10 protein-coding genes are annotated in these 14,416 nt (G+C 64.9%); 4 read left to right on the top strand and 6 right to left on the bottom strand.

The window, feature by feature from the left end; all coding sequences use genetic code 11:
* Positions 1-45: 45 nt before the first annotated feature.
* Entirely contained in the window at positions 46-2,364 is a 2,319-nt protein-coding gene (locus AB4136_RS20205; protein ID WP_024925479.1) for a PAS domain-containing sensor histidine kinase, read from the bottom strand.
* A 176-nt stretch (positions 2,365-2,540) separates the two neighbouring features.
* Positions 2,541-5,183: an aminopeptidase N gene (pepN, locus tag AB4136_RS20200; RefSeq protein ID WP_024925478.1), complete on the bottom strand. Its 2,643-nt coding sequence runs from the start codon at positions 5,181-5,183 to the stop codon at positions 2,541-2,543.
* A 152-nt stretch (positions 5,184-5,335) separates the two neighbouring features.
* On the opposite strand from pepN, the gene AB4136_RS20195 reads away from it, so the two are divergent.
* Together AB4136_RS20195 and AB4136_RS20190 are read left to right on the top strand one after the other, a co-directional pair.
* Positions 5,336-7,642, top strand: coding sequence for a xanthine dehydrogenase family protein molybdopterin-binding subunit (locus AB4136_RS20195; protein WP_024925477.1), 2,307 nt, complete (start codon positions 5,336-5,338; stop codon positions 7,640-7,642).
* A complete protein-coding gene (locus AB4136_RS20190) occupies positions 7,639-8,589 on the top strand; it encodes a DMT family transporter (RefSeq protein ID WP_036254885.1) in 951 nt (316 codons plus the stop codon). The genes AB4136_RS20195 and AB4136_RS20190 overlap by 4 nt, the downstream gene beginning before the upstream one ends.
* Here AB4136_RS20190 and AB4136_RS20185 read toward each other — a convergent pair whose 3' ends face one another.
* The gene (locus AB4136_RS20185; RefSeq protein ID WP_024925475.1) at positions 8,590-9,408 is read right to left on the bottom strand and encodes a helix-turn-helix domain-containing protein; all 819 of its coding nucleotides are present in this window, start codon (positions 9,406-9,408) and stop codon (positions 8,590-8,592) included. It lies immediately after the preceding gene.
* A gap of 203 nt (positions 9,409-9,611) precedes the next feature.
* Between AB4136_RS20185 and AB4136_RS20180 the strand changes: the two genes are divergently transcribed.
* Positions 9,612-10,001 carry a hypothetical protein gene (locus AB4136_RS20180; protein ID WP_024925474.1) on the top strand — a complete coding sequence of 130 codons (390 nt, stop codon included), beginning with the start codon at positions 9,612-9,614 and terminating at the stop codon, positions 9,999-10,001.
* A gap of 75 nt (positions 10,002-10,076) precedes the next feature.
* Here the strand turns inward: AB4136_RS20180 and AB4136_RS20175 are convergent, their stop codons facing one another.
* The 3 genes from AB4136_RS20175 to AB4136_RS20165 form a co-directional block, all read right to left on the bottom strand.
* Positions 10,077-10,940, bottom strand: a complete 864-nt coding sequence (locus AB4136_RS20175) for a uracil-DNA glycosylase (protein WP_024925473.1) — start codon at positions 10,938-10,940, stop codon at positions 10,077-10,079.
* 64 nt (positions 10,941-11,004) lie between these two features.
* Entirely contained in the window at positions 11,005-11,649 is a 645-nt protein-coding gene (locus AB4136_RS20170; RefSeq protein ID WP_024925472.1) for an MATH domain-containing protein, read from the bottom strand.
* A gap of 132 nt (positions 11,650-11,781) precedes the next feature.
* Positions 11,782-12,426 carry a hypothetical protein gene (locus AB4136_RS20165; protein ID WP_024925471.1) on the bottom strand — a complete coding sequence of 215 codons (645 nt, stop codon included), beginning with the start codon at positions 12,424-12,426 and terminating at the stop codon, positions 11,782-11,784.
* 227 nt (positions 12,427-12,653) lie between these two features.
* Between AB4136_RS20165 and AB4136_RS20160 the strand changes: the two genes are divergently transcribed.
* Positions 12,654-14,333: an electron transfer flavoprotein-ubiquinone oxidoreductase gene (locus tag AB4136_RS20160; RefSeq protein ID WP_024925470.1), complete on the top strand. Its 1,680-nt coding sequence runs from the start codon at positions 12,654-12,656 to the stop codon at positions 14,331-14,333.
* The last annotated feature ends 83 nt before the right edge of the window (positions 14,334-14,416 follow it).

Below are 14,416 nucleotides of genomic sequence, written 5' to 3'. Positions count from 1 at the left end.
GGCGACGGAAGTCGCCGGCCATTGCCTGACGGGCATTGCGGAAAGTTAGGCCGCCGCCTTCACCGGCTGCTGCGCCTTGCGGATCGGGATGCGCACCGAAACGATGGTGCCGGTTCCTTCCGTGGAGCGGATCTTCAACGCGCCGCCATGCAGTTCGGCCAGCGAGCGCGAGATGGCGAGCCCGAGACCGGAACCGGTGTGGTTCTTGGAAAACTGGTTCTGCACCTGTTCGAACGGCCGGCCGAGCTTGCCAAGCGCCGTCTTCGGAATGCCGCAGCCATTGTCCTCGATGGTCAGCGTCAGCGCGCCCGACGCATTGCGCGCCCTGACCACGATATGCCCGCCCTGGCCGGTGAACTTGACGGCGTTGGACAGGAGATTGATGACGATCTGCTTGATGGCGCGGCGGTCGGCCACCAGCGTCAGGCTGTCGGCGATGCGCGTTTCCACGGTGATCGACTTCTGCGCGGCCTGCAGCGACACCACCCGCACCGTTTCGCTGATCAGCGGGTTGAGATCGATCTCCTCGCGGTCGATCGAGAACTGGCCGGCCTCGATCTTCGACATGTCGAGAATGTCGTTGATGACGCCGAGCAGATATTTGCCGGACGAATTGATGTCGGTGGCATATTCGTCGTAGCGCGACGAGCCGAGCGGCCCGAACAGCCCCTGTTCCATCAGCTCCGAGAAGCCGATGATAGCGTTGAGCGGCGTGCGCAGCTCATGCGACATGTTGGCCAGGAACTCCGACTTGGCCTGGTTCGCGGCCTCGGCGCGGTCCTTCTCGCGGATGTATTTGCGGTTCAGCTCCACCAGTTCGCGGGCGCGCTCTTCTTCGGCGCGGCGGGCGAGACTGAGGTCGTGGATCGTCGCCATCAACCGGCGCTCGCTGTCCATCAGCTTGTCCTGATGCTGCTTGATCTGGGTGATGTCCGAGCCGACCGAGACGGTGCCGCCGTCGCGGGTCTTCAATTCGTTCACCTGCAGCCAGCGGCCGTCGCCAAGCTGCCGCTCGATGCTCACGCCGCCATTCGGACCGTTGGTGTTGGCCAGCCGCCGCTCCGAGGCGAAGGCCAGCATGCGTTCCTCGATCTCGGTGCGCTCGGTGCCGGGCATGACGCTGCGGTCCGACAGGCCGTTGTCGTACTGGAACTTGGAATTGCACATCACCAGCCGCTCGGCCGCATCCCACAGCACGAAGGATTCGTTGATGTTCTCGATCGCGGTGCGCAGGCGCAGGTCCGCGGCCTCCGAGCGCAGTGCCAGATGGCGCTGCTCGGTGACGTCGACGGCAATGCCGATGAGCTGGATTTCGGGCGCGTCCGGGTCCATCACCTGCGCCCTGGCGCGCATCCACACCCATTGGCCATTGGCATGGCGCATGCGGAAGACCTGGTCGATCTGGTCGATTTCGCGGGCGACGATGCGTTCGGCCAGTTCGAACAGATTGCCGTCCTCGGGATGGATGATCTCGTCGACCTCGCCGAAGGACAGCATCGTCTCGCAGGGCTCGTAGCCCAGCATGTCGTACATCGAGCGCGACCAGTACATCTTGCCGCGCACCATGTCCCAGTCCCACAAGCCGCAACGGCCCCTGACCAGCGCCATGTCGATGCGCTGCAGCGATTCTGCCAGGATGCGGTCGGCGCTCTTAGCGCGCGTCACCTGGCAGAAATAGGCGTAGAGCACGACGAGCAGCACGCCGGCGGTCAGCACGAACAGCGTCACATTGAGCGAGACGGCCTTGCGCCATTCGACGAAGACGGCGTCCTGCGGCACCAGCACGGCGGCGGCGCCCTTGCCATCGGGTCTCAGATCGACGGCGGCGTACCAGTTCTGCTCGCCGATCTGCACGTCGAGCACGCCGGCGCGTTCGCCGAACAGGAACAGAGGCTGTCCGCCGGACACGACCGTATCCAGCGCGCGGCCCTGCCAGCGCGTCGATTTGGGCGATACCGCCAGCACCTTGAAGTTCCGGTCGGTCAGCGCCAGCACATGGTCGGGGCTGAGCGAGCCCTGGCGCACGGCCTCTTCGATCAGGTCCTGCGGGTCGCTGGCGCCGCTAGCCGGACCGGACTTCGCCAGTTCGCCGGCTGCGAGTGTCAGGATCGCCTTGGCGTTGCGGTCGATCTCGTCGTGCCAGTTCATCAGCGACAGGCAGCGCAGGCCGGCGATGGCAATGAGAAACAGGATGATGAGCGAGGGGATCAGCCGGCGCAGAACCGGCTCGGCGGCGAGCAACTGGCCGTAGGTCGGAGCAGAGATGAGCCGGGCATTGCCTGCGAAGGCGCCACCGCGTCGCGATTGCCCGCGCCGCTCAAAAGCTGTCCGTCCGGGCGCGCGCAACGCGTCCGCCTTGGCCATTGACTGGCTCTCCCCAAAAACCCCGATGATGACCCGGTTACACCGCACTTCCGAATCGTCACTAAAGAATCAAAGGTGATTCGCCTTGTCCAGTGGGCGGGGAGAAAATATTAAAGATTTAATAAATTTGACCGGCGTTTTCTGTATCGCCGGCCAAAGCTTCCACTTGGGCCGGTTCAGGCCAGCGTGCGCTCGATGATGTCCTTCAGATCGGCCGAGAGCTTTTCCACCTTGAGGATCGACACCAGCGCCTCGCGCGCCTTGCCCTGGCGCACCGGTTCCAGCGACCGCCAGGAGCGCATCGCGGTGGCGAGCCGCGCCGCGACCTGTGGATTGCGCTTCTCCACCTCCAGCACCGTCTCGGCAAAGAAGCGGTAACCCTCGCCGTCGGCGCGGTGGAAGCCGGTCTGGTTGGCGCCGGCGAAGGTGCCGATGAGCGAACGGACGCGGTTCGGGTTGCCGATCGAGAAGGCGGGATGCGCGGTCAGCCCACGCACGGTGTCCAACGCGGCGGGTCCCGGCGCGCTGGCCTGGATCAGGAACCATTTGTCCATCACCAGCGCGTCGCTGGAATATTCGTTTTCGAACCGCGCCAGTGCATCCACGGCCTGCGGCGTGCCGGCATGGCGATGCGCCAGCGCGGTCAGGCCGGCGGCGCGATCGGTCATGTTGGTGGCGCTGGCGAAGTGCAGGGCGGCGAATTCGGCGCCGCCTGGCAGCAGCGCCAGATAGTCGAGCAGCACGTTGCGCAGGGCGCGCCGTCCGGCGCCGTCGGCGTCGGGCCGGAACGGACCATCGCTGTTCAATTCAGCGTAGAGCTGCCTGAAACCCTCTTCATTGACCGTCGCGATCGACCGGGCCAGCGCTTCCCGTGCGGCGAAGATCGCGTCCGGGTCGATGCCCTTGCCGATCTCGCGGGCGATGTCGGCTTCGGCGGGAAGCGTCAGCGCCAGGGCGCGGAAGGCCGGCTCCAGCGACGCATTTGCGGCGATGCGGCCGGCAAGCTCGCCGAGCGAGGCGGCGAACTCCGGCTGCCTGTTGCCGAGCATGCGGCGGAAGCCGGCAATCAGCGCGTCGGTGAGCAGCGTGTTGAAGGCCTGCCAGCGCGAGAAGGCGTCGCCGTCATTGCCGGCGAGGAAGATCCGGTCCTCGGGCTTCTGCTCCAGCGACAGCGTGATCGGCGCGGAAAAGCCTCGGTTCAGCGACAGCACCGGCCGTTCGCTGAGGCCTTTGAAAACCACTGTCTGCCGGCGCTTGTGCAGGTGAAGGACGCCGTCTTCCACCGTGGCGCCGCTCACCTCGCCAAAAGCGAGGTCTTCACCATCGGGGCCAACAAGCCCGAAGGCCAGCGGAATGTGCATCAGCCGCTTGCGGCTCTCCGACGGCGTCGGCGGCGACGACTGTTCGATCTCCAGCGTGAACTCGTGGGTGCTTGCGTTGTAGGCAGAACTCACCGTCACATGCGGCGTGCCGGCCTGGTGATACCAGAGCGCGAATTGCGACAGGTCCTGGCCGGAAACGTCCTCGAACACTTTCAGGAAGTCGTCGATGGTGGCGGCGTCGCCGTCATGGCGCTCGAAATAGAGGTCCATGCCGGCGCGGAACATCTCGGCGCCCAGGATGGTGCGGATCATGCGCACCACTTCCGAGCCCTTCTCGTAGACGGTCGCCGTGTAGAAGTTGTTGATCTCGCGGTAGCGGCGCGGCCTCACCGGATGCGCCAGCGGCCCCTGATCCTCCGGGAACTGGTGCGCGCGCAGCGTGCGCACTTCGGCGATACGCTTGACCGGGCGCGAACGCTGGTCGGCCGAGAATTCATGGTCGCGATAAACGGTCAGCCCTTCCTTCAGGCAGAGCTGGAACCAGTCGCGGCAAGTGATTCTGTTGCCTGTCCAATTGTGGAAATATTCATGCGCGATGATCGCCTCGATATTGGCGAAATCGGCGTCGGTCGCGGTCTGTTGGTCGGCCAGAACATATTTGTCGTTGAAGATGTTGAGGCCCTTGTTCTCCATCGCGCCCATGTTGAAGTCGGAGACGGCGACGATGTTGAAGACGTCGAGGTCGTATTCGCGGCCGAACTTTTCCTCGTCCCATGTCATCGAGCGCTTGAGGGCGTCCATCGCATAGCTGGCCAGCGCTTCCTTGCCGTGCTCGACATAGATGCCGAGTTCGACCTTGCGGCCGGACATGGTGGTGAATTCGTCTGCCAGCCTGCCGAGATCGCCAGCCACCAGCGCGAACAGGTAGGAGGGCTTGGGGAAGGGGTCGTGCCATTCGGCGAAGTGGCGGCCGCCGGCAAGTTCGCCATGGCGGACCGGGTTGCCGTTGGACAACAGCAGCGGTGCCTCGGCCTTGGGCGCCTCGATGCGCACCGTGTAGACCGACAGGATGTCGGGCCGATCGAGGAAATAGGTGATGCGCCGGAAACCCTCGGCCTCGCATTGCGTGCAATAGACGCCGTTCGAACGGTAGAGCCCCATCAGGGCGCTATTGGCCGACGGGTTCACCTCGGTCTCGATGGTCAGGCTGAAGCGTGCGGCTGGCGGAGCAAGGATCGTCAGCTGGTCGGGCGTTACCGCATAGGCGGCCTCTTTCAGCGGCTTGCCATCGATCTCGACGCGGACCAGCTTCAGCTCGTCGCCGTCGAGCAGCAGCGGCGTGCCCGCGGCCACGCCTTGCCGGCGTTCCACCGTCAATGTCGCCACAACCCTGGTTGCGTCCGGTGCAAGTGCGAAAGCCATGTCGATGGCGGGGATGAGATAGTCGCTTGGACGGTAGTCTTCGAGCTTGAAGACCTGGCCGGTGTCTGTGCGCATCCGTGGCTTTCCTGAAAGGCTGGCGAGACCAGCAGACGCTGGTTCAAGATTATTGAGGTTGCGGCTCTTTACACGAAACCACCCCTCGACAAAACTGGCGGTAGGTCTATCTCAACCTGATCCATCCTTTCGCCATCCGCTGCGAGGTTCCCATGACGGCCGTCACTCCGAAATTCGGGATGGGCGCCGCGGTCCGCCGCGTCGAAGACGTCAGCTTCATCACGGGCCGCGGTCGCTATACCGACGATATTCGCCCAGACGGTGTCCTGCACGGCTACGTGTTGCGCTCGCCGGCGGCCAAGGCGCGCTTTTCCATCGGCTCGACCGAGGCCGCTAAGGCTGCGCCCGGCGTGCATCTGGTGCTGACCGGCGCCGATCTCGGTCATCTGCGGGCTTTGCGTTCCACGGTGATGCAGCCGCAGCCGGACGGCACGCGCGCGCCGACGCGCGACATCCCGATCCTGTGCCATGATCAGGTCAACTATGTCGGCGATGCCGTGGCTTTCGTCGTCGCCGATAGCCGGGCGCTGGCGCAGGACGCTGCCGAACTGATCGAGGTCGATTACGACAGCCTGGACGCCGCCGGCGCCACCGCGACGGCGCTCGATGCCGGAACACCGCTGGTTTGGCCCGAACTCGGCTCGAACCGCGCCTACGCCTATCATATCGGTGACAAGGCCAAGACCGACGCCGCTTTCGCCCGCGCCAAGCGGGTCACCCGCATCGACTTCGTCAACAACCGGCTGATCTGCAACTATATGGAGGCGCGGGCCGCCATCGGCGAATGGAATGCCGATGAGGATCGCTTCGTTCTGACCACCGGCTCGCAGGGCGTGCATTCGATGCAATATGTGGTGGCCGGCGTCTTCGGCATCGGTCGCGACAAGCTGCGCGTCATCACCCCCGATGTCGGCGGCGGCTTCGGTCCGAAGGCTTTCGCGTACCGCGAACACGTGCTTGTGCTGGAGGCGGCCAAGCGGCTTGGCACGCCGGTCAAATGGACAGGCGACCGCACCGAACATTTCCTGACCGACGCGCATGGCCGCGATAACCTCGCCACCGCGGAAATGGCGATGGACGGCGAGGGGCGTTTCCTCGGCTTGCGCATCGGCCTCACCGCCAATCTCGGCGCCTATGTTTCGCAATACGGTCCCTACATTCCCGTCGTCGGCGTTTCGATGTCGACCGGCGTCTATGACATCCAGGCGCTCGATGTTTCGGTGACCGCCGTCTACACCAACACCACGCCCGTCGACGCCTATCGCGGCGCCGGCCGGCCCGAGGCGGCATTGCTGATCGAGAAGCTGGTCGACGCCTGCGCGCACGACCTCGGCCTGCCGGTCGAGGAGATCCGCCGCCGCAACTTCATCCGCCCACAGCAGATGCCCTATCGCACCCAGACAGGCAGGCTCTACGACACTGGTGAATTCGAGGGCCACATGAGCCAGGCCATGCAACGGGCTGCGTGGACTCAATTTTCAGAACGGCTGGAGGACGCAAAACGGCGCGGCAGGATACGCGGCATCGGCATGGCCACCTATGTCGAGGCCTGCGCCTTCCCCGGTTCCGAGCCGGCCCATGTCGAGCTGAATGGCGACGGCACGGTGACGTTGAAGATCGGCACGCAGTCCAACGGCCAGGGCCACGCCACGGCCTATGCGCAGTTCCTGGCCGACAAGCTCAACCTGCCGATCGACAGGATCCACGTTCGACAGGGCGACACCGACGAATTGAAGGCCGGCGGCGGCACCGGCGGTTCGCGCTCGATCCCGCTCGGCGGTGTTTCCACCGCGCGTGCCGGCGAAGACCTCGCCGAGAAGATCAGGCGCATTGCCGCCGACGAGATGGAGGCGGCCGCCGCCGACATCGAGCTCGAGGGCGGCATGGCTCGCATCGTCGGCACCGACCGGTCGATGGATTTCGCGGCGATTGCCAAGGCGGCCAAGCGACCGGACGATCTGCGCGGCTTCGGCGAATTCCTGCAGGACGAATGCACCTATCCCAACGGCACGCATATCTGCGAGGTCGAGATCGATCCCGACACCGGCGCCACCGCGATTACGCGTTACACCATCGTCGACGATTTCGGCGTAACGGTGAACCCGCTGCTTCTGGCCGGGCAGGTGCATGGCGGCGTCGTGCAGGGCATCGGCCAGGCGCTCACCGAAGACACGGTCTACAGCGAGGACGGGCAATTGCTGACCGCCAGTTTCATGGATTACGCCATGCCGCGCGCCGACACCGTGCCGTCCTTCCATTTCGAGACCCGCAACGTGCCGTCGACCACCAATGCGCTCGGCATCAAGGGGGCAGGCGAGGCCGGCACCATCGGCGCTACGCCGGCGACGCTCAATGCCGTCACCGACGCGCTCTACCGCGCCTACGGCATCAGGCACATCGACATGCCGGCAACTCCGTCGCGCATCTGGGGAGCGATCCAGGACGCTGGCATGCAGTGACATCGGACGCATCGTCCGGCCAGCAGCGCACGCTGGTCGGCATCACATTCAAAATCTGTTCAGTCGCCGTCTTCGTAGCGATGTCGTCGCTGATCAAGGCCGCCGGTGAACTGCCGGCCGGCCAGATCGTCTTCTTCCGCTCCTTCTTCGCTATTTTTCCGATCCTGATCTTCCTCGGTTTCCGGCACGAGCTGCGCACCGCCTTCTCCACGAAACGGCCGCTCAACCACATCGCGCGCGGCGTGGTCGGCGTCAGCGCCATGGGTTTCGGCTTCTTCGCGCTGACCCGGCTGCCACTGCCCGAGGCGATCACGCTGAACTATGCCCAGCCGCTGCTGGTCGTGGTGTTCAGCGCGATCTTCCTTGGCGAAACCATCCGCATCTACCGCTGGGGCGCGGTGGCGGTCGGGCTGGTTGGCGTGCTCATCATCTCCTGGCCGACCCTGACGCTGCTGCGCTCGGGCGCCGCACTTGGCGACCAGGAAGTCCTCGGCGTCATCGCCGCCTTCATCGCCGCCGCGATTTCGGCGGTCGCCATGCTTCTGGTACGCAGCCTCGTTCACAGCGAGCGCACCGCCACCATCGTCCTGTGGTTTTCGCTGACCGCCAGCGTGGTAGCATTGCTGACGGTGCCGTTCGGCTGGCAGGCGCTAGCCACCCGTCAAGTGTTGCTGCTCATCCTTGCCGGCTTCTGCGGCGGGCTCGGGCAGATATTGATGACCTCGGCCTATCGCCACGCCGAGGCGTCGGTGGTGGCGCCGTTCGAATACACGTCCATGCTCTTGTCGATCGTCGTCGGCTATTTCGCGTTCGGCGACGTGCCCACCCTGCACATGCTGGTGGGCGGCGCCATCGTGGTCGCCGCTGGCCTGTTCATCATCCTGCGTGAGCGGCAGCTCGGCCTCGAACGCGCCGCCTCGCGCAAGGCGTCGCAACCGCCCGGCTGATCAGGCCTTGCCGACTGCCTTTGTGCGTTCGAGCGCAAGGCAGGCCAGCGCGTGGCGCGTCTCTTCGTCGGCCGGGAAAAAGGTCTCGATGGCGAGTTCCGACAGCGTCACGTCGAGCGGTGTGCCGAACACCGTGGTGGTGCTGATGAAGGACAGCACGGTGCCGTCCAGCTTCAGCCGCAGCGGGTGCACGAAGGCGTTGGCCTCCGGTTTCGGTGCCCGCGTGGCGGACAGGACGGGATAGGAGCGCAGCTCCTCCTCTAGTTTCTCCAAAACAGGGTCGGCCGAAGCCGCAACCTGCTGCTTCAGCCGTTCAAGCAGATGCGCGCGCCATTCCGCGAGGTTGACGATGTTGGGCGCGACGCCCTTGGGGTGCAGGCTGAGCCGCAACACGTTCACCGGCGCCTCGAGCAGGGCAGGATCGGTGACGCCGGCAAGCAGCGGCGCCAGTGCCGCGTTCGCGGAAATCAGGTTCCAGTGGCGGTCGACTGCGAGCGCCGGGAACGGTTCATGCCCCTTCAGCACCAGCTTCACCGCGTCCATGGCCGGTGCCAGGTCGGGATCGGAAAGCTTGCGCTCCGAGAAGGACGGAGCGAACCCGGCAGCCAACAGGATCTGGTTGCGCTGTCTGAGCGGCACCGCCAGCTGCTCGCTCAGCCGCAGCACCATGTCGCGAGAGGGCATGGCGCGGCCGCTTTCTACGAAGGAGAGGTGCCGCTGCGAGATTTCCGCCTCCATGGCGAGGTCGAGCTGGCTCATGCGGCGGCGGGTGCGCCATTCGCGGATCAGGCTGCCGGCTGAGGTTTCGGGCGTGGTCATCGTGGTCTTTTCTTTCTTGTCGCGCGGACGGCGGGCAATGCAGGCCAGCAGCGCGTTGAAGCTCCTCGGATGGCTGCAAATCTATGATCGGAAGAAAGTTATTTCCATTACCTGGCGCGTAATCGCCAGGCATGAACGGCCTTGGCATTGTCCGGTCATCAGATGCCGGAACGGTCCGCCGCATCACCAACAGGAGAAAGCCAATGCCGATCACTGTCACCCCGTTCCTCCGCAACGTGCTGCTGCTTGATGCCGTCGCCACGGGCGCCACTGCCGTCCTGGCGCTTGCCGGCGCGTCGTTGCTCGGCCCGCTGCTCGGCATTCCTTCCGGCCTGCTGTTTTGGGCGGGCGTTGCCCTGGTGCCTTTCGTGGCGATGGTCTTCGCCGTGTCGCGCCGTCAGACGGTGTCGCGGGCCATGCTGGTCGAGATCATCGCCATCAACGTGCTCTGGGTCGTCGCCAGCTTCGGCTTGCTCGTCTCGGGCGCCATCTCGCCGAACCTGCTCGGCATCGCCTTCGTCAGCGCCCAGGCCGTGGCGGTCGCGCTGTTCGCCGAGCTGCAATATGTCGGGCTGCGCCGTCAGCCTGCCTGAGAATGAACTGGCCAAAGTGCCGAACAAATCATGCGCCGAGAACCGGATACGGGTCGCGGCGCTTGGTTTTTGTCGTCAGGCGAGGGAGCGCAGCTTGATCTTGGCTTCGACGAAATCGCGCCAGGCCAGGCGCTTGTGGGCGGGCGTGCGCAGCAGATAGGCCGGGTGCAGCGTCGGCATCGCGGGAATGGCGGTGCCGCTGGCCGTCATATGGACGCGCCAGTTGCCGCGCAGCCTCAGAATCCCCTCGGTGGTGTTGAGCAGGGTTTTCGCCGAAGGCCCGCCCAGATTGATCAGCACCTTCGGATTGACCAGCTCGATCTGGCGCTCGATGAACGGACGGCAGATTTCGGTCTCGTGCGGCGTCGGCGTGCGGTTGCCCGGCGGACGCCAAGGGATGACATTGGCGATATAGGCCGAGCTGCGGTCGAGGCCGATGGCCTTCAGCATGCGGTCGAGCAGCTGGCCGGAACGGCCGACGAAGGGCAGGCCTTCCAAATCCTCGTCGCGGCCAGGCGCTTCGCCCACCAGCATCAGCGCCGCATTGGGGTTCCCATCGGCGAAGACCAGGTTCTTGGCGGTGAATTTAAGGTTGCAGCCGTCGAAGCCGGCCATGGCCTGTCGCAGTTCGTCCAGCGTCGAGGCCTGGGCAGCAAGCTGGCGCGCCAGGGCCGCCTGCGCCTCATCCGGCACGCTCGCTGAGGGTTGCGCCGGCATGGGCGGGGGCGCCGACCGTGCGGCTGGCGCCGGGGCCGCGCGCGTCGGAGCCGTCGCTTCACTGGCTTGCGCCGCTGCAATCGGCGCAGCGTTGACGGCCTGCCGCGCTTCGGCGAAGCGGTCGATCGGCTCGTCGCTCAGCGCTTCATCCACGCCGGCTTCGGCATAGAAGGCGAGCAGCCCGTAAAGGTCCGCGCCATGGTCGAGATTGGGGGCAGTCATGCCGGCACCATCTGCCGGCCGGCCGCGATTTGCAAGAGCGGAGCCCGCGCGAAGAGGCCGCTGTTCACATCACCGGCACGCGCGGTTCCTGCAGGATGTAGATCGCCAGGCGTGGCGTGTAGTCGGTCACCAGATATTCGAATTCCGCGACATGCTTGGGGTCGACCTGGCCCTTCTTGAACAGAAGCCGGTCATAGGGGCGCAGCTCCCGGTGGTATTGGGCATAAGTGCTGGAGTGGATGTTGTCGGGGGTCACGTTGCGCTGGTCGAAGGAAAGACCGTCGGTGTCGTCGCTCGGCTGGCCGAGAACCGACTGCAGTTCGAATTCGAACTCCACCCACGGTTCGCCGCTGTTGTTGAGCGCGTTGATGCGCAGATAGAGCTGCCCCGAGGCATAGTCGCCGGAAGGATCGAAGGGCACGATCGGGCGGGTGGTGCGGATGGTCAGCGTCACGGGCTCGGGCGAATCCAGCTCCTCGTCGATCACGATGGGATCGGTGCGCGTGCCCTTGCCGGAAGCGCCCGAGATGCGGAAACCGCCGAGTTCGTCCGAGACGGCGTAGGGGCCGCACGGCCACGCCTTGTGTTCGCCGGCATGGCTGTGAGGTGCTGATACTGCAAGGAAACCGGGAAGGATCGCCAGGCTCGCAAGGCGCCGGGCGGTGGGAAGGCACCAAGCTGGAAACCACCTCTGGCCGGTGCTGCGCATGACGCAAGTATGACTGATTGCGGGCTTTTCGGAAAGCGGCGCGCCGCGTCGGCCTCGCACTATGCTGACAAGGCCCTGCGGCCACCCTTCGGGCCGGCCGCCGCCAGGGTCTCGCAGGGTGGAAACAATCGTTCAGGTCGAGGGAATGCGCGGGTCCTGCACGATGTAGAAGGCCCAGCGCGGCGTATAATCGGTGATCAGGAATTCGAACTCGCCGGACTTTTTCGGGTCGATCTTGCCCTGCGAGAACAGCAGGCGGTCATAGGGCTCCAGCAGCCGCTCGAATTTGGCGAAGTTGGACGACGAGACATGCTCCGGCTCGGGGTCGCGCTGGTCGAAGGAGAGGCCATCGCTGAATGTGCTCGGCTCGCCCAGTATCTTCTGCAGCTCGAACTGGAATTCCTGCCAGGGATGGCCGCTGTTGTTCATCGTGACGACACGCATGTAGAGGATGCCGCTGACATAGTCTCCGGACGGATCGAACGGGATGACCGGGCGGATCGCCCTGATGGTCAGGGTAATCGGCGTCGCCGACCTCAGCTCTTCCTGGATGACGATCGGGTCCTGCCGCGTGCCCTTGCCGGAAACGCCGGTGATGCGGAAACCGCCCAGCTCGTCGGAGAAGGAATAGGGGCCGCTGTCCCAGACCTTTTGCTTGTCCTGCGCCGCGCCAGTCGAGATCGTCAGGAGAAAACCGAGGATGGCCGCCGGCCATAGTCGGCCTGGGGCAGGGGATAGGCGCGATAATGTTAAGCCGGCTGGCCCACGACTGCGCATGAACAGGACTATGACCGATATCCGGTTCCGCGAAAAGCTCCCGTTTTCAAGGGTTGCGCTCTATTTGACGTTTACGTGAACGTCAAATATTCTGCGCCAACGTGAAGCTTTGCCGGCCGGCGGAACGGTGCTGTCGTTGCGAGCCGGTTTCGCGTCGCGGAATGATGCGCTATGGAGCGCATGAGCCAGCAAGATGCCGGAACGGCAAGCCAGTGCGGAGGGACCTGATGAGCGAGATCGAACGGGAGAGCATGGAATTCGACGTGGTGATCGTCGGCGCGGGGCCGGCGGGGCTCGCCGCGGCGATCCGGCTCAAGCAGGTCAACCCCGATCTTTCCGTTGTCGTCCTGGAAAAGGGCGGCGAGGCCGGCGCCCACATCCTGTCCGGTGCCGTCGTCGACCCGATCGGCATCGACCGCCTTCTGCCCGGCTGGCGCGAGGAGAGCGACCACCCTTTCAAGACCGAGGTGACGGCTGATCATTTCCTGGTTCTGGGACCGGCCGGTTCCTTCCGCCTGCCGAACATCCTGATGCCGCCGCTGATGAACAATCACGGCAACTACATCGTCTCCCTCGGCAACGTCTGCCGCTGGCTGTCCGGCAAGGCCGAGGCGCTCGGCGTCGAAATCTATCCGGGCTTCGCCGCCGCCGGGCTGCTCTATAACGAAGAGGGCGCGGTCACCGGCGTCTACACCGGCGACATGGGCGTCGAGAAAGACGGTTCGCATGGCCCGAACTTCGCGCCCGGCATGGCGCTGATGGGCAAATATGTGCTGATCGGCGAAGGCGCGCGCGGCTCGCTCGCCAAGCAGCTCATCGCCAAATACAACCTCGCCGAAGGCCGCGAGCCCGCCAAGTTCGGCATCGGCCTGAAGGAACTCTGGCAGGTCAAGCCGGAGAACCACAAGCTCGGCCTCGTCCAGCATTCCTTCGGCTGGCCGCTCGACATGAAGACCGGCGGCGGCTCCTTCCTCTATCACCTGGAAGACAATCAGGTTGCGGTCGGCTTCGTCGTGCACCTGAACTACAAGAACCCTTATCTGTCGCCGTTCGAGGAATTCCAGCGTTTCAAGACGCATCCGGCGATCGCGCCGACCTTCGCCGGAGCCAAGCGCATCGGCTATGGCGCGCGCGCCATCACCGAGGGCGGCTGGCAGTCGGTGCCGAAGATGTCCTTCCCCGGCGGCGTGCTGATGGGCTGCGCGGCCGGCCTCGTCAACGTGCCGCGCATCAAGGGTTCTCACAACGCCGTCCTGTCCGGCATGCTGGCGGCCGAGCACGTCGCGGAAGCCATCGCCACCGGCAGGGCCAATGACGAACTGGCCTCTTATGAAGAAGCCTGGCGCGGCACCGACATCGGCAAGGACTTGAAGAAGGTTCGCAACGTCAAGCCGTTGTGGTCGCGTTTCGGCACCATCGTCGGCGTTGGCCTCGGTGGCCTCGACATGTGGCTGAACACGCTGTTCGGCGTCTCGCCCTTCGGCACGCTGAAGCACGGCAAGACCGACGCCGCCGCGCTCGAGCCGGCATCGAAGCACCAGAAGATCGTCTATCCGAAACCGGACGGCGTGCTGACCTTCGACCGACTGTCGTCTGTCTTCCTGTCGGGCACCAACCATGAGGAGGACCAGCCGGTCCATCTCCAGGTCAAGAACCCGGCCTTGCAGGTGAGTTCGGAGCACGACGTCTTCGGCGGACCGTCGACGCGTTATTGTCCGGCGGGCGTCTATGAATGGGTCGACGCGGAAGGCAATGCCGCCGCTGATCCGACGGCCAAGGATGTGCGCTTCGTCATCAACGCCCAGAACTGCGTGCACTGCAAGACGTGCGACATCAAGGACCCGAACCAGAACATCAACTGGGTGCCGCCGCAGGGTGGCGAGGGGCCGGTCTATCAGAACATGTAGTTGGGGACTAAGGCGCTATGGGGCACCTTAGCGCCTTAATTCGACCGCAGAGACGTAGCAAGGCTCGATCAAGCTTCCGTGAA

It is taken from the genome of Mesorhizobium sp. 2RAF21, from assembly GCF_052115345.1.
GTDB lineage: Bacteria > Pseudomonadota > Alphaproteobacteria > Rhizobiales > Rhizobiaceae > Mesorhizobium > Mesorhizobium terrae.
Note: the sequence above shows the minus strand (reverse complement) of the source record. Positions and strands in the feature narration are given on the sequence as shown.